Annotated in this window: 18 protein-coding genes; 17 read left to right on the forward strand and 1 reads right to left on the reverse strand. The window is 49.2% G+C overall.

The annotated features are described in order from the left end of the window. The 17 genes from BM091_RS06615 to BM091_RS06695 form a co-directional block, all read left to right on the forward strand. Positions 1–552: hypothetical protein (locus BM091_RS06615; protein WP_093394438.1), on the forward strand; the 552-nt coding region annotated here is incomplete at its 5' end. A gap of 306 nt (positions 553–858) precedes the next feature. Next, entirely contained in the window at positions 859–1,293 is a 435-nt protein-coding gene (locus BM091_RS06620) for a hypothetical protein (RefSeq protein WP_093394439.1), read from the forward strand. A 17-nt stretch (positions 1,294–1,310) separates the two neighbouring features. Next, positions 1,311–2,333 carry an RNA polymerase sigma factor sigma-70 region 4 domain-containing protein gene (locus BM091_RS06625; RefSeq protein WP_093394441.1) on the forward strand — a complete coding sequence of 341 codons (1,023 nt, stop codon included), beginning with the start codon at positions 1,311–1,313 and terminating at the stop codon, positions 2,331–2,333. Between the two features lie 109 nt (positions 2,334–2,442). Further along, a complete protein-coding gene (locus BM091_RS06630) occupies positions 2,443–3,489 on the forward strand; it encodes a hypothetical protein (RefSeq protein WP_093394442.1) in 1,047 nt (348 codons plus the stop codon). A 68-nt stretch (positions 3,490–3,557) separates the two neighbouring features. Next, positions 3,558–5,621, forward strand: a complete 2,064-nt coding sequence (locus BM091_RS06635; protein WP_093394443.1) for a hypothetical protein — start codon at positions 3,558–3,560, stop codon at positions 5,619–5,621. Between the two features lie 980 nt (positions 5,622–6,601). Further along, positions 6,602–8,542: an ATP-dependent helicase gene (locus BM091_RS06640; protein ID WP_093394445.1), complete on the forward strand. Its 1,941-nt coding sequence runs from the start codon at positions 6,602–6,604 to the stop codon at positions 8,540–8,542. Then, positions 8,517–8,723, forward strand: a complete 207-nt coding sequence (locus BM091_RS06645) for a hypothetical protein (RefSeq protein ID WP_093394446.1) — start codon at positions 8,517–8,519, stop codon at positions 8,721–8,723. Before BM091_RS06640 ends, BM091_RS06645 begins: the two co-directional genes overlap by 26 nt. Then, complete coding sequence (locus BM091_RS06650; protein WP_093394448.1) at positions 8,704–9,603, forward strand: phosphoribosylaminoimidazolesuccinocarboxamide synthase; 900 nt, start codon at positions 8,704–8,706, stop codon at positions 9,601–9,603. The genes BM091_RS06645 and BM091_RS06650 overlap by 20 nt, the downstream gene beginning before the upstream one ends. Then, the gene (locus tag BM091_RS06655; RefSeq protein ID WP_143083116.1) at positions 9,600–10,565 is read left to right on the forward strand and encodes a hypothetical protein; all 966 of its coding nucleotides are present in this window, start codon (positions 9,600–9,602) and stop codon (positions 10,563–10,565) included. Before BM091_RS06650 ends, BM091_RS06655 begins: the two co-directional genes overlap by 4 nt. Then, positions 10,558–11,730 carry an SPL family radical SAM protein gene (locus BM091_RS06660; RefSeq protein ID WP_093394451.1) on the forward strand — a complete coding sequence of 391 codons (1,173 nt, stop codon included), beginning with the start codon at positions 10,558–10,560 and terminating at the stop codon, positions 11,728–11,730. Before BM091_RS06655 ends, BM091_RS06660 begins: the two co-directional genes overlap by 8 nt. 225 nt (positions 11,731–11,955) lie before the next feature. Beyond that, a complete protein-coding gene (locus tag BM091_RS06665) occupies positions 11,956–13,140 on the forward strand; it encodes an acyl-CoA dehydrogenase family protein (protein WP_093394452.1) in 1,185 nt (394 codons plus the stop codon). Between the two features lie 23 nt (positions 13,141–13,163). Beyond that, complete coding sequence (locus BM091_RS06670) at positions 13,164–13,949, forward strand: enoyl-CoA hydratase (protein WP_093394454.1); 786 nt, start codon at positions 13,164–13,166, stop codon at positions 13,947–13,949. 42 nt (positions 13,950–13,991) lie between these two features. Then, the gene (locus BM091_RS06675; protein ID WP_093394455.1) at positions 13,992–15,593 is read left to right on the forward strand and encodes an acyl-CoA carboxylase subunit beta; all 1,602 of its coding nucleotides are present in this window, start codon (positions 13,992–13,994) and stop codon (positions 15,591–15,593) included. A 12-nt stretch (positions 15,594–15,605) separates the two neighbouring features. Next, positions 15,606–16,625, forward strand: a complete 1,020-nt coding sequence (locus tag BM091_RS06680) for a beta/alpha barrel domain-containing protein (protein WP_093394457.1) — start codon at positions 15,606–15,608, stop codon at positions 16,623–16,625. A 47-nt stretch (positions 16,626–16,672) separates the two neighbouring features. After that, positions 16,673–17,539: a hypothetical protein gene (locus BM091_RS06685; protein WP_093394458.1), complete on the forward strand. Its 867-nt coding sequence runs from the start codon at positions 16,673–16,675 to the stop codon at positions 17,537–17,539. A gap of 14 nt (positions 17,540–17,553) precedes the next feature. Next, positions 17,554–18,075, forward strand: a complete 522-nt coding sequence (locus tag BM091_RS06690) for a DciA family protein (RefSeq protein WP_093394460.1) — start codon at positions 17,554–17,556, stop codon at positions 18,073–18,075. Beyond that, a complete protein-coding gene (locus BM091_RS06695) occupies positions 18,072–18,422 on the forward strand; it encodes a cupin domain-containing protein (protein ID WP_093394461.1) in 351 nt (116 codons plus the stop codon). Before BM091_RS06690 ends, BM091_RS06695 begins: the two co-directional genes overlap by 4 nt. Before the next feature lie 77 nt (positions 18,423–18,499). On the opposite strand, the gene BM091_RS06700 is transcribed toward BM091_RS06695, so the two are convergent. Beyond that, positions 18,500–19,861 (reverse strand): TrpB-like pyridoxal phosphate-dependent enzyme, encoded by a 1,362-nt coding sequence (locus BM091_RS06700; RefSeq protein WP_093394463.1) that lies wholly within the window; start codon positions 19,859–19,861, stop codon positions 18,500–18,502. Positions 19,862–19,892 lie beyond the last annotated feature (31 nt).

A 19,892-nucleotide genomic window follows, 5' to 3' on the forward strand; every position in this document is an offset into this window, starting at 1 on the left:
AGGCGCACAGAGGCCAGGGTTGAGGAGTTGGCGGAGGCGCAGCGTAGGACGGACGAGAGGCTTAATTCTCTTGCTTTGAAGGTAGAGCAGCTTGCGGAGGCGCAGAAGAAGACGGAGGAAGAGATACGAATCCTTGTAAAAAGGGTTGATGCCATTGAAGAGAGACTCGAGGGAATATCTCATTCCGTAGGATACAGTCTTGAAAACAGAACGTATACCAGGCTACCCCGTCTGCTTCGGGAGAGATACGGTGTTGAGGTTGAGGGGAAACTCGTAAGAAAATATGTAGCGGTAGGCAACAAACAGATTCAGGTAAACATTTACGGTTATGGAAAAAAGGACGGCCGAAAGGTTCTAATTTTAGGCGAGTGCAAGGTCAGGCCGTCGAAAAAAGAGATAAGAAGGTTCGAAAAATATGCCGGGAAGATAGCAGAACAGGAGGAGTTCGAGCTTTTTCCGGTTATGGTGGCTCATGATTTTCCTCCGGAGATCGAAGAATTTGTGAAACACATGAATATAGCCCATTTTTGGTCTTACGAGCTTGAAGAGTGAAACACCCACCTATGTATAAACGGCCCGGGCAACTGGCCTTCACGGTTAGCCTGGGTCCATTTTACCGGGCCTTCCCAGGAAATTGTCGCAAGGTTTATAGTTTAACCTGTTGATATACCTTCTGAGAGCCTTTTCCGATCTGTCTGGAGTATCCATTTCAAAGGTATATGAGCGCTTGTTGAAAAGTGTCCTGAACTGATCCAGGGTAGTTCTGGATCGATTGACAGGAAAGATGTTTTTATTTATGTTGCGTTACCAATAAGTGAAATAACCAAGGTGACCTGAATCTTTAGGTGAGGTCGCGTTGTGACCTATAGCGACGAAATATGGCGCCTGGTTGAACCGGATCTGGGGAAAATCTCCGAAGGGTTAAGCTTTCTGGGTATCAAACTGTGGAAACCCGGAATGTTTTTTATGGGGGCACCTGATAGCGTTTTGAAAAAGATTACCGGGAGTTTTCCCGCAAAGAAGCGGTCCGCCGGCTCAAGTCATCCCATATTCGTTCTCGAAGTTTATCCCGCCGAAACCTATCACAGGGTCTGCCCGTGCACGTCTAAGTATGTTAGCGGAGCTCGTTATATTCGTGCCGGATGTGTTCTCGAGCATACGTCAAAACTCATGGCGAGAACATCCTTCCTGCTTGAGAAGTTCGCCTTTAGCCTTCCCTTTAGCGCAAAGTGGATAGGACAGCTCAGGTACATGGGAACTGTGCCGGAGGAATGTGTTAAGCAGGGTGTTTAAGCTAAGAGAGCATTTAAATGACGTGGCAGGAATGGCTCAAAACAGAACAGGCCTGGCCTATTATACAAAGGATTTCCCAATTTTTGAGCCGCAGAATTCGCGACGCAGGGCTTCAGAGCTTTAGTTCACAATTTAACACTGCGCCTGAAGATCTGGCTGCAGATCTGTGGATTTATCTCTGTGAACATGCTGATGAATGGGAAGAAAAGAAGCCCTTTGAAAATTTTATAAAAGCCGGGAATCGCTATGTTGTGTCGTGGATTGTGCAATCCTATCTGAACCATTTAAGGGATAAAATTAGAGTAAAAGGCGTTTCTCCGGCCCGTTACCTTTACTCCCGGTTGAGAACTGTGCTTTCTTCTCATCCTGAAATCTCCTTTGCCAGATTCGGCAACGCCGTTTATTACTCCTTTGATGGTGCAGTATCTTGTGACCCGGGGAATATTTACACGGGCGGAAGTGTCGGATACAGCGAGTGGGCTTTTCCGGAAGATGTGTCGGAGAAAAACATCTATGAGGAAAAAACCGTTATCAGGGTGGCCGAGTATTTCTGGCGCCTGGTTGCCCGTCGTCATTCAAGGCATCTGTGGGTCGGGGTGAAAGACCTGGCGGGATACATAATGAGCTTTTTAAATTTGCCCGTGGTAACGAGCTGCGATGGCGGTGATTTAGAATTCGAAGGATTCCCGGACGGAAATTGGAATGCCGATTATCGGGAGAAAGAGCGTAACTTGATGAAGAGCTTTATTAGGAATCTTGCCGGGTGTTGTGCCGCCAGGTTGAGTGATAAAGAAAAAGAGGTTATTCTCAAACACTTGCGTGAAGGAAAGACCCTTGAGCGTATAGCTGATGAGATGAATTATTCGAGCGCATCTTCTGCAGCTTACATAAAGGAAAAGGCTTATGAAAAGATAAGGGACTGTTGCGTAACCGAACCCAACTTATCGCCCCCCGATCTAGATCGGGAAATTTTTAACGACTTCATGGAATATCTTCTGGAATTTTGCAAAAAGTCACTGGAAAACCGTAATAACAAATGAAATCCTTGGTGTGTTATATAAGACCCTGTCAATCGAATTCTCAAGATAGTCGTGAAGCCCGGCGCTTAACCCGATCTGGTTAATCGGCCGGGTAAAATCGGGAGTAAGAATGGATAAGATTCTGGAGCAGAAGGCGGCGTTAAGGCGGATGATGGAACTGCGATTTTGTCCCCCCGATCGAGAACTGGAGGAAGCTCACTTGAGAAAGTGCTTGTTCTGCCGGGAATGGGTTGATGCAGGCCCGGTCCCGATGCTGTTTGAACAGACGGAGCCCTTGACAAGGCCCTCTGTGGTTGCCCCCGGCCAGCTCTGGCGCACCGATGAGTCTCTTGCCGGGTATGACGAAGAAGACAGGTATCACAATCCCATTCTCGTCCTTGTTGTTGAAAAACTGGACGACGACCTGGTCCGAGTTGCCCCTGTGCATTTTGAGGAGTCTCTCGCCTTTGACGGGGATGTTGAGATAGACCGGGGACTATTTGCCGAAATGTGGAACACCTTTCCTTTCCCCACTAAATATTTAGCCAGGTATGAGGGAACCTTCCAATTCAACCACTCCGATACATTCCGAGAGCATCGGGATATTCCTACGCCGGTTCAGCGATATTTTCGAAAAATGGAAGCTGAAGTTGCGGCCATTTTTGTATTCAAGGTCTGGGATGAGATTATGAACGGTTATAGGGCCGATGTTGCCGACCTTATAGCGAATCTTGACGATAAAAGCTTTGTTGAAGCAAAACTTCCCGAAAATGCTTCGACGCTTTTAGACATGCTGGCCCTTGCAAAGCCCACCGACGATTACGAAATCTCTTGTCAACTGGCTGCTGCCGATTCGACGGAAGAATTCAGGATTGTGCCGGTAAATGTGGCATACCTTACAACTTTTAGAGTTTACGTTAAAACAATTCCGGGTCGGGTTACATTCTGGGATGAAAAGGGAGATCGGCTGGTGATAGGCGGTCAGGTTTCGGGTGAGTTTTCTGACGATGCCGGAATACACGCCCTGTGGAAACACAGGGATAAAGGGGATGTGCTGTTAAGAGCCGACTTTGCCTTCTTTGACCCGGAAACTGGCTTCTTCCGGGTGATATTTTCGGGGTTTTCCGAAGATGTCAAAAACCATGGCGACCTGGCCCTCCTGATATGTACCCGATAATACCCTCCAGCTGGTCAATTCGTGAGCTCCTGGTATGGAATAGTTGGGGAGGCCTGAATGAGAGGATAATGACGGGCCATGTGGCTCCCTATAACTGGCGGTGGCAGGAAGATGCAGAAGATCTCGGCTTACTGATAGGGCGATGCGAAACCGAACTCCCCGTCAGGCTGTGGGAATTCCTGAAAGCAATATTATTTGCCGCAACTCTTACCCGTGTTGAACTTCGCGGTAAACTCAACCTGGAGCACTTCGTTGATGATTTTGCTCTGAGCCACGGCATTTCCGCCGATTTCTTTCAATCCATGAATTGGGCTGTGGCCCCATGGGTAATGGTCAATCCCGGGGTGCGCGAAGAAGCCGCAGGCCGAGTATGCTGTTTTCTGGTAGGTGCTGGGAATTGCGGATCGTTGTCGGCGTTGCCTTCCTGGTGGTTACGCGTTGCCGATGAGCAGGCCCGGAGATCTGTGGAAAAGGCCGTTGAGCTGACATCTGGCTACCTAAATTGTGACCTTTTAATTATACCTCTTTTGCCCGATCACGAGAGTCTTCAAATATGCGGATCGTCGCCGGGACTTGCGGTTTGTGCCGGTGCCATCTGTGCCCACAGAGAAATCGGGGAGGAAGGATTGCCTTTACTCTTTTCCGGGGGAGTAACCACTTCCGGTAAATTTTCCGAACCGGGCTTTATCGGTAAAAAGGCTGCCATTGCGGCGCGACACGGGTTTAAAGTTCTTGTCTATGGGGCCGGTTTACCGGCTCAGCGGGTACGGATTCGTTGTGGCGTGGAAACCATTCCCGTATCCGGTCTGGAAGAGCTTGAATGGGTTCTGGCTTCCTGTGTCCCTGGCTCCCGGGAAAAAACCCTTAATACAGCCTCTATGATGTCCAGTCCGGAATTGATGGCCTCTAAGATAGGACGGATCGAACTTAAGGTGACGAAGTACCGTCTTTTTCGGGACAGATATATCAAAACGGTGGGGTATATTCTTGAATCACCGGAAAACGCCAGGCTTTTTGCAGAAAACCTGTCGAGACTATGCTATATCCGAAGCTACCATCCCGATCTGGGAGAGTATCTCGTCAGGCCTTTATTGGTCGTGGTCGAAAAGGCTTCAAGTCGGGTTGATCCCCTGGCTCTCTGGCATATTTCGCTCTGTGGTTGGGCATACGCCTGTACCGAAGGGGCTGTTGATGAGGCCAGAAGTTGGCGTGTGCTGGCAGATCAGGCCCTGGCAAAGATTGCCAGAACCCCTCAACAGCTTGAATTTCTTGCTGATTATCACAACAGGCTATTTGTGCAGATGCGGCACCTGAATTTTCGGTTCAGTGAAGAGTTACCGGAAGGATTCAGGTCGGTACTGGAGAAGCTTGAGACACTCTACAATTGTGATTCTTTTGAGGCTTATCCCGTATTGGGTCGAATGTACGGAACGGTTGCGCAGAATTACGGCTTTCTCGGCCCTTCTTATCTGACCCGTCTCGAAGAGTATGTGAGAAGAGCCCAGAAGGCCTTCGGTGATGGACAAATCAGAGAGTATTGCGAAGACTGGCGCAGAGAATTTAATTACATGATATATGGATACCTGGATGCGGGCCAATTCAAGGAAGCCCGGGAATATCTCTTGCCCTATCTCAATGTAAAAACCCTGGATAACCTGAAATGCAGCTTAGGAAAGTATGAGCTTGCAGCTCTTATGCGGTTCGCAGCGGACACGGATGAGGGAATGATAATACCTGTGGATACAATTAATCGGCTGCTGAATAATGATGAATTCTCTCATCCTTTTCAACTCATTCTGTTTAATCTCGGTAGAATTCTGAGAGAAAGAGATCGTAAGCGCCAGGCCTGGGTTAAGTCACTGACCGTTGCCCTTAATCTTAAGGGTCCAAGGCGCCTTTTCGGTCTTTTACCTCTTGCCGCTTTGTGCAATGAAGAGCTTGCCTCGGAACAGGAAATAATGGAAGGAATGAAGCAAATAGAGGCAGAAGTCAGCCGACTAAAAGGTTTTAATGTCACCCATTTTGAAGGCCTTTTAGGCGCAGGTTTTTCCGAAGATTTTAACGCTGTGAAAGGCCGTCTCGGAAAAATCTGGAAAGAGCGTGATAAGTTCTTTCCTTTCACCTATCGGTAATTTGATCCGCAGATGTCTGATAGTAAACCAATGGTGGGCACTCTGGTACCCTAAGGGTCAGAGAGGTTGCTTCCTCTGGTATTCTAAAAGCGCCCCTGGGAACGATATAACAAAGTCTCTCTTAGGTTTGTCGAATCCGTATTGTTTAGTGATGTAGGATAATTATTTAATTTGTGAGGCCGAGCTGGTGCTGACTAAATTCATCGGGACGCCTTTCTCGGAGTGGGTTTACCGAGAACGGTTAACGGCTTAATTGTTTCAGGTATCTATAAGGGTGGAATGGTCGGAAAATTCGACCCGATTTGAGAGGATTGCGATGAGCTAGCTGTTTTTTACAGAAACATTTTTGTAATTTTTGTCGGAAGGCGTGCACCTGCCGGGGAGAATTGTGAGGGTCTTCGACGTCCCAGGACTTGGGCGTTAAGCATCGGCCTCCTTTTGAGGGATCCTGATTCACACTTATCTACGATGGTTACGGACTTGCCGTCTTTAAAGCCCTTTGCATTAACCTTTTAACGGTTCCCGAATACGTGGGCTCCGTTTTTGGGTAAGCTCCAATAGCGATTCCCAAGTTCGATCTGCGAAGGAATAGCCTGTAGAAATGAGGTGTCCTTCTGGCGAATTTTCTGTAAAGTCCAATCCTTTGATCAGGGCTGCTGGAGTTTTCTCTGTACTTTTGCGCTTCGAACGACTACTGAAAAATCGCCCCCGGGATTGTAACTCCGGCACCCGTTTCGCCAGACATCAGGTAGCTCTTCGTGCACCTCAAGCATATTGATCATCGTAAAATTACACCTGCTTTCTACGGCGAACCCGGCCGAAACGAGCGGGATTTTCGCGCCTTAGCCAGAATCTTTGATTATCCCTTATTTTCATCGCTCACGGCAGTACGGAGCCAGATTGAGCTTGTGGCGTACTTTGTTTGAGACTATCTTTATGACCTTCGTGTTCAGATTTGTAATCAGGGGGATTTGCTCAATATGGAAATGGTCGGTTTGTCTCCGGAACAGGAAAAGGCCGTTAGGTGTACCTCCAGTCCCGTAATAGTTGCTGCCGGTGCGGGAAGCGGAAAGACGCGAACATTGACGGCGAAGATTGCGTACCTTGTGAAAGAATGCGGCTATTCGCCTCAAAGGATTCTTGCCATAACCTTTACCAATAAAGCCGCCGATGAGATGAAGTCGCGCCTCAGAGCCATGACGGGGCTGGATGAGGAAGCCTTTCCCTGGGTCAGGACCTTTCACAGTGCCTGTTTCAGGATACTTAAGCAGGAGTGCCATAGGGTGGGCCTTGAGAGACCCATTTCCGTGAGGAGCGATTCTCAGCAGACAACAATTCTGAAAGGGGTTTTACTGGAGTTAAATGTCGATAAGAAATATCTTCAGCCCGCTAAGTGGCTAATTTCAATGGCAAAGAACAGCGGAGATCCTTACGCATTCATGGAAAGCAAAAAGATGAGTGTGCCGGGAATCAGGGGAATTTATGATCGCTACAATGAAATCCTCAGGAGCCAGAATGCCGTCGATTTCGACGATATTCTCCTGTTGGTCAAGGAGATTATGCAGAAGTGGCCTGATGTAAGAAGGCATTACCAGGAACTTTTTGATTACATACTTGTGGATGAGTTTCAGGACTCCAACAGGCTTCAAAACGACATTATGGAGCTCCTGGTCAGAAACGGAAACCTTACCGTGGTGGGCGACGACTACCAGAGCATATACACCTTCAGAGGAGCTGAACCCCGGTTTTTTCTGACCTTTCCGGAGTCCTTTCCCGGATGCAGTATTGTAAAGCTGGAGCAGAATTATCGCTCCACGTCAACGATTGTTTCTGCATCAAATGCCCTGATCGCCCATAACCGCATGAAAATGGAAAAACGCTGTTACAGCCTCAAAGAGGGTCCTCCCATATTGGCAAAGGAGCTTTTTGACGAACGCGATGAAGCCGAGTGGATTGCCCATAAGTGCAGAGAATATTTTTCCGGGCACGGAATTCCGTGGCATGATATGGCGGTGCTTTACAGGACGAGGTTTTGTTCAAAGGCTTTTGAAGAAGCCTTTCGGAAGTTGCGCATACCTTATAGGATCGTCGGTGCCAGGGGCTTTTACGAGAGCAAGGAGATTCAGGATATAAATGCCTATCTCGTCAGTGCGGTTAATCCGAGAGACGATCTGGCCTTTGAGCGGATTATAAACGTTCCTCGCCGGGGTGTGGGAGCAGGGACGCTCAAGAAGATTAACTCCTTCAGATCACCGGGGACGTCACTTCAGGATGCTTGCTGGCTGGCCCTTCAATCAGGGACGATAACGGGAAAAGCCGCGGCGGAACTGACTCAACTAAAAGAACATCTCAGTGTGATTGCAGGGTTGTCGCCGAAAGAGGCTATATCCTTCGTAATGGACAAGGTTGGTTACGAGTCCTATCTGCAGGAGTATGCCCGGGACAGGGAGGATTTTATTAATAGACTGGAAAATGTCGAGCTTTTGACTTACGTTGCGTCGAAAAGCTCCGGCATAGAAGAATTCCTTGAAGAATGTGCCCTCATCAGAGAAGAACAGGATGAAGATCAGGACGGCAAGGAAGGGGTTAAGCTCATGACCTTTCATGCCGCAAAAGGGCTGGAATTCAGGATAGTTTTCGTGGCCGGAGTAGAAGAAGGCCTGATTCCTCACTGGAGATCTCTCTTCGACGAAGATTCCTTGCAGGAAAACATCAAGGGGGTGGAAGAAGAACGCCGGCTTATGTACGTGGCCATGACCAGAGCTATTGAAAGGCTCCACATTACCTGGGCTCTGAGCCGGCAGGGAAGGTTCTGTAAGCCCAGTCGATTTTTGTGGGAGATACCGGAAGAATTTATTATCCTGGAAAGAATAGAGCAGAAGGGGAGAGGATGTTATGACCACCATCATGCCCGAAGGTGAATCCGTAAGGAAGGCTATAATATGGGTTTCGGAAAAAATGCAGGAGGACCCTCAAAGGTCCCTGAAATCCATTATAAACGAAGCAATCCTTCGTTTTGACCTTTCTCCAAAGGATGCAGAGTTTCTCATTAAATTTTACCAGGCAGGAAAGGGGACGGCTAATGGGAAAGGCTGTGTATGAGACGAACATAGAGGGTTTGAAGCTACTGGGACGCGGTAAGGTCAGAGACATTTACGACCTCGGGGACAGGCTTCTTATCGTTGCAACCGATAGAATTTCCGCTTTTGACGTTGTGATGCCCGATCCAATTCCGGACAAAGGCCGTATCCTTACCATGCTTTCTTTGTTCTGGCTGGACTATCTACGTGATGTCTGCCCCAATCATCTTATATCGGCAGAGGTCCGGGACTTTCCACATCAGTGTAGAGAGTATGAGGACTTGCTTCGCGGCAGGACCATGCTGGTTAAAAAGGCCCGGGTGTTCCCGGTGGAATGCATAGTCCGGGGTTACATCATCGGTTCGGGCTGGAAGGATTATCAAAAGAACGGTACCGTCTGTGGAATAACTTTGCCCAAAGGGTTGAAACTTGCGGAAAAACTTCCGGAGCCTATCTTCACCCCGTCCACTAAAGCCGAACAGGGTCTGCATGATGAGAACATAACCTTTGACGAAATGGTGAACATTGTTGGAAAGGACATCGCGGAAAGACTGAGAGATCTCAGTATTGAACTCTACAAACGGGCTTCGGACTATGCCGAAAAACGAGGCATCATCATAGCGGATACCAAGTTCGAGTTCGGTTTGGTTGATGGGGAAATTACCCTAGTAGATGAAGTTCTGACGCCGGATTCAAGTCGCTTCTGGCCCAAAGACACTTACAGGGTGGGCACCAACCCGGAAAGCTTTGATAAGCAGTATGTAAGAGATTTTCTCATCGGCTCGGGCTGGAAACCGGGAGAACCGGCTCCTCATTTTCCCGAGGAGGTGATCGAAAATACGAGAAGGAGATACCTTGAAGCACTTGTAAGGCTTTCCGGTAAAGGGCTGGATGATAGATGAGTTTAGCTTTTGAGTTTTGCTGGTTGAGTCCAGAGGAGATAGCAAAAAGCGAATTGTTCCACTTTTCGGCTCACCGTGCTGAAGCCGTTATAGACTTTATTGAACGCACGGGTGTGCTTTTGTGTCCTCTGTGGGTCAGAAGGCAGGGGACACAGTACCTTCTCGTTGACGGTTATTGCCGGATCCTGTGGGCCGAAAGAAGGAATGGCAGGGTTCCCTGTATCGTATTTCCTGAAAGTATTCCCGAAAGAGAGTTGCTTTCCTGGAAGGTCTTTGAGCTTCTGTCTCGTCGTGATCCTGACATTATTGAAAAGGCCCGTATTGTAAAGGCGCTTTCTTATTTTTACCCTCCCGACGAGATTAAAGAGCGCTTCTTTCCTCTACTGAAAATTCCCCGAAAACCCCGCATGTTCAAGACCATGCTTCTAATTGCGGGGCTCGATCAGGATGAAGTGGCAGAGGTGGTGGCAGGTCGTGTATCCGAGAAGGTGCTTTTCAGGATCGTATGGTGGGACGAAAGATCCAGAAGAGCCTGTGTTGAACTGCTGAGTATTCTGAAGTGTAGTGTAAGTCTCCAGAGAGAGCTGGTCGAGCTTATTGATGACATTGCAAGGCTTGATAATACTTCCCGGGCCGAAGTGATTGAGCAGGAGGAAGTGCGTAGGGTTATCCACGATTCCGGATTGACCCCGAGGAATAAGACCGAGTTTCTGAGGAGCTTTTTGCGAAGGCGCCTCTATCCGGCTCTTGATCGTCGTGAACGAAGTTTTCGAAAGATCCTGAAAGAACTTTCCCTGCCGCCTGATATAACTCTTAAACCACCCGAGTTTTTCGAAGGTGATGAGTGGAACCTGAACGTATCTTTTGCCGATGTTGAAGAACTCAGGAATCGACTGGAGAAGCTCCTGCGAAAAGAGACCATATCGGGCCTGAAAAAAATCCTTGAGGATTCCGATGAATAGGTATCTTCCCAGAAGGGTTCTTATATCCGAAAGAGTCTGGGACGGTCCTATCGCCCGAAATTTACGTATGAACCTGCCCGAACATGTTCCCGTAGTAAGGGTAACGGAGGAAGAATTGCACTCCCGGACCGGTCTTTCTGATCGAAGGGTCCTTGAGGTTATCGAATTTAAGGGTCGTTTCTTGAGATCCTGTCCGGCAACGCGCTTCTATCACTGCTGTGGATACATCATTTTGCATTTCGGCGAAAATTGCTCCGTCGGATGCACTTATTGTATTCTCCAGGCCTATCTCAACAGACCGACCATGACCATTTTCGGTAATGTCCGGGATATGCTTTGCGAGGTAGCGGAGGTCCTCTCGGCCAATCCCGATCTTCTGTTCAGGATTGGAACGGGAGAGTTTACCGACTCTCTTCTTCTTGACCCGTGGACGGGCCTGAGTGAGTTTCTTGTTCCCTTTTTTGCCGGGAAGGAAAACGCCGTTCTCGAGTTGAAAACCAAGACGGATCATTATTCACGCTTACTGGATCTTAATCATAATGGTCACACGATAGTGAGCTGGTCTCTTAATGCCCCTTCCATTTCCGTTAACGAGGAATCCAGAGCCGCATCTCTGGAAGACAGGCTTCGAGCCGCAAGGAGTTGCGCGGAGCGAGGCTATTTCCTGGCCTTTCACTTCGACCCTCTTTTCTACTTTCCGGGGTGGGAGAAAGAGTATGCCGAAGTCGTTCAGATGATAGGGGACATGGTTCCAGTTGAAAGGGTTGTTTACGTCAGTCTTGGGGGCTTCAGGTACATGCCTGAACTGAAAGATGCAATTCTGTTAAAGAGGCCCAGCTGGAAGCTCATAAGCGGTGAGTTTGTACCTTCTCCGGATGGAAAAAGGCGTTACTTCAGAGATATAAGAATAAAACTGTATCATTTCATGGCATCTCAATTGAGAAAACTCGATCCTTCTCTCTGTATTTATCTCTGCATGGAAAGTGGTTTCGTATGGAAAAAAGCCCTGGGAATTCATCCCGCCTATTTCGGAGGCCTGCCTGCTATGCTTGACCGGGCAGTGAAAGAACGGATGAAAGTGGGGCAGCACTGCAGAGAAAGCGCCGCGAAGATTTTTCTCAAAAAACCCCAACCCCTGCCAGCCTTTTTCGATTATCAAAAATAATTTGATGCCATCATTGACATCGAGCTTTCCTTTGGCGTAAGTAAAAATTTGAAGGTTCCTGGTTCGACTGCTGTGAGAATTGGTTTTGCTGTTCCGTTGTTTCCGTTCCTGTCGTCTTGCAATCCCCGTGACCTTTGGAGTGTTTTTCGTGGTACCTTCGTTCCGGTTTAGGGCTACCCTTTCAGGTTTTACTAATCGCTTTAGTTTTTGAGGGAGGGGAGTTTTATGGATTTCGAATTGACCGAAGAACAACGTATGATCAAAGAAACCGTTTATAAGTGGGCTCTTCAGGAGCTGGGACCCTTGCAGGAAAAGATAGACGAAGAGGATTGGTTTCCCCCCGATTTTTTTAAAAAGTGCGCGGAAATCGGGATACTCGGCATAACCATAGACGAAAAGTACGGGGGACTCGGTGGTGATGTGCTGATGCAGGTTCTGGCGGTAGAGCAGATGAGCCGGATATGTCCCGCTCTGGCCATGACCTATGCCGCTCACTCGAATCTCTGCGCCCACAACATCCATAAGAACGCCAGTGAGTACCTGAAAGAAAAGTATCTTCCGCCTATGGTCAGGGGTGAAAAAATAGGGGCTCTGGCACTTACGGAGCCCAATGCGGGTTCAGATGCCATGAGCATCAGAACCCGTGCCGTAAGAAAAGGAGATAAGTACATACTCAACGGTACCAAGATGTTTATAACCAACGGGCCTGTTGCTGACATATTTCTTGTTTATGCTAAGACCCAGCCCGAACTCGGTGCCAAGGGTATTAGTGCCTTCATAGTTGAAAAGGACTTCCCCGGATTTTCCGTGTCCAGAAAGATCAAGAAGTGCGGAATGAGAGGCTCTCCGACGGGAGAACTGGTTTTTGAGGACTGTGAAGTACCTGCAGAGAACCTTGTAGGGCAGGAAAACATGGGTGTGGCCGTTATGACCAGCGGGCTTGACGTTGAGAGAATCGTGCTTGCGGGTGGTAGCCTCGGTATGGCCGAGCAGGCTCTGGAATATTCCATTGAGTATTCGGTTCAGCGTGAGCAATTCGGTCAGCCCATTGCCAATTTTCAGATGATCCAGCAGAAGCTTGCCGACATGTATGCCAGGATCGAGGCAGCGAGGCTTCTCATATATCGCGCCGCCGAGCTGGCGCAGCGGTCGCCACGAGGCGGCAAGGGCACGGAGCTCACGAAGCTTGCGGCCGCTGCAATACTTTTTGCCTCGGAGACGGCCACGTGGGTGTGCAGCCAGGCCGTGCAGATCCACGGCGGGTACGGCTACTGTCTTGAATTCCCCGTTCAGAAGTTGTGGCGTGATGCAAAACTCTATGAAATTGGTGCGGGAACCAACGAGATCAGGCGGATGATTATTGCCCGTGAGCTTACAAGGGAAGCCTTTGCCAGGAAAAAGATGGTTTAGCTTCTGAAAAGAGGAGATGGAGAATGAGCGGCCAACAGCTGGTATTGGAAGATCGTCGAGATCAGGTGGTGATCCTTACTCTTAACAGACCCGAAGTCATGAACGCCTTTAATTTTCCTATGCTGAGGGCACTTAAAGAGAAGGTGGAGGCCCTGCATTTCGACAGGTACGTAAGGGTCGTTATCATAACAGGTGCCGGGGAAAAAGCCTTCTGTGCCGGGGCAGATCTCAAAGAGCGTGCAACCATGACGGAAGATCAGGTTCGGGAATTTATCTTTACCATCAGGAACCTCTTTACCTTTATTGAATTCATGAACAAACCCGTGATTGCGGCTATAAACGGTGTTGCTCTTGGAGGCGGAACGGAGCTTGCCCTGGCCTGCGACATCAGAATTGCTTCTACGACGGCAACCATGGGCCTGACAGAGACGCGGCTTGCCATTATCCCCGGAGCCGGTGGAACTCAGCGCCTCCCAAGGCTTATCGGCCGCGGCAAGGCCAAGGAGCTGATTTTTACCGGCCGCAGGGTTGATGCCCAGGAGGCCCTCGACATAGGGCTTGTCAACAAAATATGCCCTCCAGAAAGGCTAATGGATGAGTGTATGGAAATGGCTTCGATGATCTGCGAAACCGGACCTATAGCCATTCAGCAGGCAAAATACGCTATAAACTACGGTCTGGAAGTGGATATTCACACTGGCCTTGCCATTGAATCCAATGCTTACTGGATAACCATTCCGACGGAAGACAGACTTGAGGGACTCAGGGCTTTCAAGGAGAAACGGAAACCCGTGTACAAAGGGCGTTAACGGTCTGATTATCTATCCCTCGAGGCGAAAGGGGGGCTTTGTATGAGTGATCCCAGGGTTGAAAACAGAATGTTTTGGGAGGAAGAGGAACGCAAACTGGATGAGCTTATGTACAGGGCCATGTGGCCCGGCGGGGAAGAGGCAGTACAGCGCCTGGCAAAACAGGGCAAACAGCCCGTGCGGCAGCTTATTCAAAAGCTCATTGATCCCGGCACGGAATTTTACGAACTGGGGGTCATCGCCGGGTTCGGTATGAATTATCCCGATGTAGAGGACGTGCCCTGTGGCGGTATTGTTACCGGTATAGGGAAGATCCACGGTAACTGGACCATGATTATAGCCAACGACAGCCGTGTAAAAGCAGGCACCTACTTCCCGATAACCTTGAAAAAACACATGAGAGCTCAAGCAATAGCCGAGCAGTGCGGGCTCAACTGCGTCTATATTGCCGACTCCGGAGGGGCCTACCTTCCTATGCAGGCCGATGTTTTTCCCGACGACGGCCATTTCGGCTCCATGTTTTACAATATGGCCCGAATGTCTGCCAAAGGGCTCAAGCAGATCACCCTGAGCACCGGAGGGAACACGGCCGGTGGAGCCTACATCGTGTTTATGGCATGCCAGGCGGTGATGATAGATAAACTGGCCTACTCCTTTCTGGGAGGACCCCCTCTGGTCAAGGCGGCAACGGGTGAAGTCATAAGCGCCGAAGATCTGGGTGGCGCCCGGGTGCATACACAGATATCCGGAGGAGCGGATTATTTTTGTAAAACCCAGGATGAAGGAATCCAGATTGTCAGAGAAATCCTTTCCATGGAGCCACCTCAAAAGCTCCACATCCATCGCTATGCAGAGGTGCCCCCCAGAGTCCCGGTGGAAACGATATACGAAATCCTGCCGGCGAAAATCCATCAGGGGATAAACGTCAGGGCCTTCATTCAGGCCATAGCCGATGACAGCCATTTTATCGAATACAAGAAGATGTACGCACCGGGAAGAGGCGATAACATAGTCACCGGGAAGATAAGAATCAAAGGGATTCCCGTGGGGGTTATTGCGGCCAACGGGCTGGGAATAATTTTTGTCGAAGCCGCACGAAAGGCTACCGAGTGGATTATCCGTTGTTGCCAGGAAAAGATACCTCTTCTTTTTATCCAGAGCTCTCCCAGCTACATGGTCGGGTCCGAATCCGAACATATGGGCATCGGAAAATACGGTGCCGATATGGTCAGAGCCGTGTCGTGTGCTCAGGTTCCGAAAATTCAGCTCGTTATAGGGCCAGATAACGGTGCCGCCAACTACGGTATGTGCGGGCGTGCTTACAGGCCTCATTTCCTTTTCTCAACAATGCGGGCACGCACTTCCGTTATGAGTGGGAGATCTGCCGCCGAAGTTCTGCTCTCCATTGAAGAAAGGAAACGTGCTGCAAGCGGCAATCCCATGACGGAAGGTGAAAAACAGGCCTTCAGACAGAAGATGATCGAAAAGTACGATGGCGAGGCACATCCGTTTTTCTGTGGAGCAAGACTGCTTAACGATCGCGTATTGAAGTTTCGGGAAATAAGGGACTGGCTCGCTTTTGCTTTTGAGGTGAGCCTGCTTAAGCCCATAGGTGAACCCGCCTTTGGGAATCTCAGATTTTAAACGGAGGGGAACATGGCAAAACTGCAGTATCCGAAGAAGGTCGTACTGGGCGACATTACGGTGAGAGACGGATTTCAACATGAGGAAAAGTTTATCCCTACTGACGCCAAGTTGTGGGTGGCCGAAGAACTGATTTTGGCAGGGTTCAAGCGCATTGAAGTAACCAACTTCGGAAACCCGAAACGCATGCCTCAATTTAAGGACGCTGACGAACTGTTGAAAAAACTCAGGAACTCCAAGCGGGTTAAGCATCTTATAGATCAGGTTGAGATTACGGCCATAACAATCAGGGAAAAGGCCATCGAGCGGGCAATCCAGGCAAGAAAAGAAGGATACGGGCCGGACAGGATACTTGTGATGGTTTCAACCAGTGAGGCTCATCATAAGGTCAACTCCGGCCTTACCCTGGATGAGTACTGGAAGATGTGTGAAGAATGGTTCCCCAAGGTGAAGGACGCAGGTATGAAGATCTGCGGCACTGTGAGCACCATCTGGGGATGTCCCATAGCCGGAAGGACGGACATGAAAACCGCTGTGGAATTTACCAAACGATGGCTGGATATGGGTGCCGATGACGTGGAGCATGCAGATCACGACGGATCTGCCTCACCGGACAGGGTCTACGAATATTTCTCCATGGTGCTTGATGAAATACCCGACCCGTCAAAACATGTTGCCCATTTTCACACCACCAGGGGCTGGGGGCTTGCAAACGTCCTTGCGGCTCTGCTTGCCGGAGTTACCCATTTCGAATCGACCCTTGGAGGCATCGGCGGACAGCCGGCAAACTTCGTGGACGGCGTTCCCGTAGGGGGTACGGGAGAATACTATTACAAGGACCCTGAAATCGTTGGGCTGGTCTGTACGGAAGACATGGTCGTTATGATGGACGAAATGGGTATTGACACAGGAGTGGATGTGGATCATGTTTTGAGAATAGGCCGGATGGTGGAAAAAATTGTAGGCCGGCGCCTGCGCTCTGAGTGTATAAGAACCGGCCGAATACCTAAAGAAATGACGGGAAGGGCTTAAAGCAATCAAGGAAGTGCAGGAGCCGGTTATGCTTTCGGGTACCGGGAATGAGTGCATCCATCGGGAGTTATCGGTTTCGTTTTACAATGGAAAAGCTTGCTTTTCTCTGTTTGAGCACGGCGCTTGCGGTGCCCGTAAAGGCTGTGCTCCTGCACCTGCTTAACCTTAACATTCCAATCCTCACGCATAAAACCCCATGGTGGAATGCCAAGTGGGTTACTGAATCCCCATGGGGTTCTTTCGTTTGTTTTTTTGTCGTTTTTTCTTTTGTTTATTCCTGTCTTTTTTTGCTCTGGGGTCTAATCCAGGAGTTTGCGGTAATCAGACTTTCAGGACGAAGGTCTATAAAAAACCCGACGACGGTCTCTCCCGAAGAGATAAACGGCTTTCTTCACCCTTACAGAAGGATGAAGTGGTTGTTGGAGAGACTTCCTTCCGAAAACCTTATGGTTTCCTGCAACCACCGCCTTGCGAATTATGATGTAAATTATGCAGGTTATCATTGGAATGTGATCAAAAAGCTAATCTTTCTTCTACTTATGTCGGGGTGGATTCTCAGTCTTTACAGGTTCTATTTCTTCGCTTCAGGAATTATTCAGGGTGATTTTACGGTTCACAATCTGGGTCGGTATGTTGCCTTGAGTTTCAGGGCTTTCTACCATGTCTTTTTGGCCTGTATGGTGGTTTTCCTGATCGGTTATATCGGCTACAGGGTGTGGTTGCACTACATTACATTGATGGATGATTTTTTTTACGAAGCCTTTCTGGAAACTTACGGTGGATCGGGACGAAAGCAAGATTCGGCCGTCAATGACCTGGATGAGATAAGGTTTCGCATTCTGCGTATAGAAAAAATGGTTGAAACCCTCGTATCTGCATTGCATAGGCAGAGGGCAAACGACAAAGGAAGCTAACGGTTTTTATAACAATGTCGGAAACTTCCAGAGAACCGGTTCCGGTCTCCGAACTTGTTCAGAGACTCATAGAAAAACAGCCCTTTTCTCTGGGTGGTGTTCTGGGCCGTTGGGAAGACATTGTGGGAGAACAGGTAGCAAGGTATGCGGTTCCCGTAAGCCTCAAAAAAGGCGTACTCAAGATACATGTGCTGGACAGCGTCTGGAAACATCACATGGAACTGAATGCCCGGGATCTGATCTGCAAGATCAATTCCCGCTTTCCCGTTGAAGTGGTTAGTAAGCTGGTCGTCAAAGTTGGTCCCGTTGAAGCTTGGGATAAAGGTTCAGGGGTTTCCGAACCCGAAGTGAAGCGAGAGGGCAAAAAAAAGAAAAGACGGCTCAGGAAGGCTAAGACCTATCCGTTGACTCCTGAATCCAAAAAATTCATAAAAGAGCTTCGTGATCCCGAACTGAAGCAGCTTGCCCGCAGGCTGCTGAAGTTGTTTCCTCCGGAAGAGGATATAAAAAGTTTGGAAAAGGAGAAAACCAGATGAAGGTCGTCCGCTATCGGGATGTTCCTGCCAGAGTGATGGACGGTGGTGGAGTAAAAGGTGTGCGTGGAAGGGTTTTGATCGGAAAAGATGACGGCGCCGGAAAATTTTGCATGAGAATTTTTGAGCTCGAACCCGGCGGCCATACACCTCTGCATGCTCATGACTGGGAGCATGAGATATTCGTCCATAAGGGAAGTGGTTCGGTCTGGCAAAAGGGGCAGTGGGTTCCTATTGAGGAAGGAACGGCCATTTTTATTCCGGGAGGAGAAGAACATCAGATCAGGAATACCGGCACCGAAGTACTCACCTTCGTATGCCTTATTCCTTCCGGACCACCGGAGCTTTAATTTCCTGTATTTCTAGAGATCGGCAAAGAAAATAATTGGGCGGGTGACGACACCCGCCCTGAGGTGGTATTTTCTGTTTACTCCTGTCTCGTGATGGCATTAACTTCTTTCAATGTTTTTTGAATTTCTTCTTCTGAAAGGGCGTGATTTGAGAGCCCTCCTTCCAGATACGCTTCATAAGCACCCATGTCGAGTAGCCCATGACCGCTGAAGGTAAACACTATAACCCTTTCACGGCCCTCTTCTTTTGCGAGTTTTGCTTCTTCGATAACTGCGGCGATTGCGTGGTTCGTCTCGGGAGCAGGAATCGTTCCTTCGGCGCGTGCCCAGGCAACTCCGGCTGCAAAGGATTCCAGCTGATTTACAGCTCTGGCTTCGATTATTCCTTCCTTGAAAAGCTTGCTCACAATCGGTGCCATCCCGTGGTAACGAAGACCTCCGGCATGAAGAGGAGGTGGCATAAAATTATGGCCCAGGGTGTACATCGGTAGGAGAGGTGTCTTACCCGATGTGTCGCCGAAATCGTAAAGAAATTTTCCCTTCGTGAGAGTGGGGCAGGAGGCCGGTTCTACTGCAATGATTTTTATCTCCTTCCCTTCAATTCGATCTTTCACGAAAGGAAGGGCAAGTCCTGCAAAGTTGCTTCCGCCTCCGGCACAGCCTATGATCACGTCCGGGTATTCACCGATGCTTTCCAGCTGCTTGCGGGCTTCCAGACCGATGATCGTTTGGTGAAGAAGGACGTGATTGAGGACACTTCCAAGGGCGTATTTTGAGTCTTTAGAACTCACGGCGACTTCAATGGCCTCGCTTATGGCTATGCCGAGACTTCCTGGTGAATCGGGATCTTCTGCCAGAATTTTTCTGCCCGTTTCCGTCCGATCGCTCGGGCTGGGTATGCATCTGGCGCCCCATATTTCCATCATCCTGCGCCTGCAGGGTTTCTGGTTATAGCTAACCCTTACCATGTAAACTTCACATTCAAGGCCAAACCGTGAACAGGCAAAGGCAAGGGCGCTTCCCCACTGACCCGCACCGGTTTCGGTACAGATCTTCCTAGTTCCTTCCATTTTGTTGTAATAGGCCTGAGGGACTGCCGTGTTGGGTTTATGACTTCCGGGCGGGCTTACACTTTCGTCTTTTACGTAGATGCGAGCAGGGGTACCCAGAGCTTTTTCCAGGAAATAAGCCCGCCTGAGTGGTGTCGGGCGCCACAGGCAATAGGTCCGGAGCACCTCTTCGGGTATGTCAATCCACCTCTCGTTGCTGACTTCCTGCTCTATGAGCTTCGTCGGAAAGATTGCTTCCAGATCCTCCGGTCTTACCGGCCTTTTCGTGATAGGATGGAGGGGCGGGTCGAGAGGGGTGGGGAGATCGGCAAGAACGTTGTACCATCTTCGGGGTATTTCCTTTTGAGGCAAAACCACCGTGATATCCATGTCTTCCTCCAATCTTCGCTAACACAAAACC

The sequence above is a fragment of the Thermodesulforhabdus norvegica genome, from assembly GCF_900114975.1.
Classification (GTDB): Bacteria; Desulfobacterota; Syntrophobacteria; order Syntrophobacterales; family Thermodesulforhabdaceae; genus Thermodesulforhabdus; species Thermodesulforhabdus norvegica.

Bases quoted from the DNA above. Each gene is read 5' to 3' on its own strand.
- BM091_RS06655 (WP_143083116.1), top strand. From the start codon at position 9,600: ATGAGTTTAGCTTTTGAGTTTTGCTGGTTGAGTCCAGAGGAGATAGCA.
- BM091_RS06645 (WP_093394446.1), top strand. From the start codon at position 8,517: ATGACCACCATCATGCCCGAAGGTGAATCCGTAAGGAAGGCTATAATA.
- BM091_RS06640 (WP_093394445.1), top strand. From the start codon at position 6,602: ATGGAAATGGTCGGTTTGTCTCCGGAACAGGAAAAGGCCGTTAGGTGT.
- BM091_RS06700 (WP_093394463.1), bottom strand. From the start codon at position 19,861: ATGGATATCACGGTGGTTTTGCCTCAAAAGGAAATACCCCGAAGATGG.
- BM091_RS06665 (WP_093394452.1), top strand. From the start codon at position 11,956: ATGGATTTCGAATTGACCGAAGAACAACGTATGATCAAAGAAACCGTT.
- BM091_RS06695 (WP_093394461.1), top strand. From the start codon at position 18,072: ATGAAGGTCGTCCGCTATCGGGATGTTCCTGCCAGAGTGATGGACGGT.
- BM091_RS06685 (WP_093394458.1), top strand. From the start codon at position 16,673: ATGAGTGCATCCATCGGGAGTTATCGGTTTCGTTTTACAATGGAAAAG.
- BM091_RS06690 (WP_093394460.1), top strand. From the start codon at position 17,554: ATGTCGGAAACTTCCAGAGAACCGGTTCCGGTCTCCGAACTTGTTCAG.
- BM091_RS06660 (WP_093394451.1), top strand. From the start codon at position 10,558: ATGAATAGGTATCTTCCCAGAAGGGTTCTTATATCCGAAAGAGTCTGG.
- BM091_RS06635 (WP_093394443.1), top strand. From the start codon at position 3,558: ATGACGGGCCATGTGGCTCCCTATAACTGGCGGTGGCAGGAAGATGCA.
- BM091_RS06630 (WP_093394442.1), top strand. From the start codon at position 2,443: ATGGATAAGATTCTGGAGCAGAAGGCGGCGTTAAGGCGGATGATGGAA.
- BM091_RS06625 (WP_093394441.1), top strand. From the start codon at position 1,311: ATGACGTGGCAGGAATGGCTCAAAACAGAACAGGCCTGGCCTATTATA.
- BM091_RS06680 (WP_093394457.1), top strand. From the start codon at position 15,606: ATGGCAAAACTGCAGTATCCGAAGAAGGTCGTACTGGGCGACATTACG.
- BM091_RS06670 (WP_093394454.1), top strand. From the start codon at position 13,164: ATGAGCGGCCAACAGCTGGTATTGGAAGATCGTCGAGATCAGGTGGTG.
- BM091_RS06675 (WP_093394455.1), top strand. From the start codon at position 13,992: ATGAGTGATCCCAGGGTTGAAAACAGAATGTTTTGGGAGGAAGAGGAA.
- BM091_RS06650 (WP_093394448.1), top strand. From the start codon at position 8,704: ATGGGAAAGGCTGTGTATGAGACGAACATAGAGGGTTTGAAGCTACTG.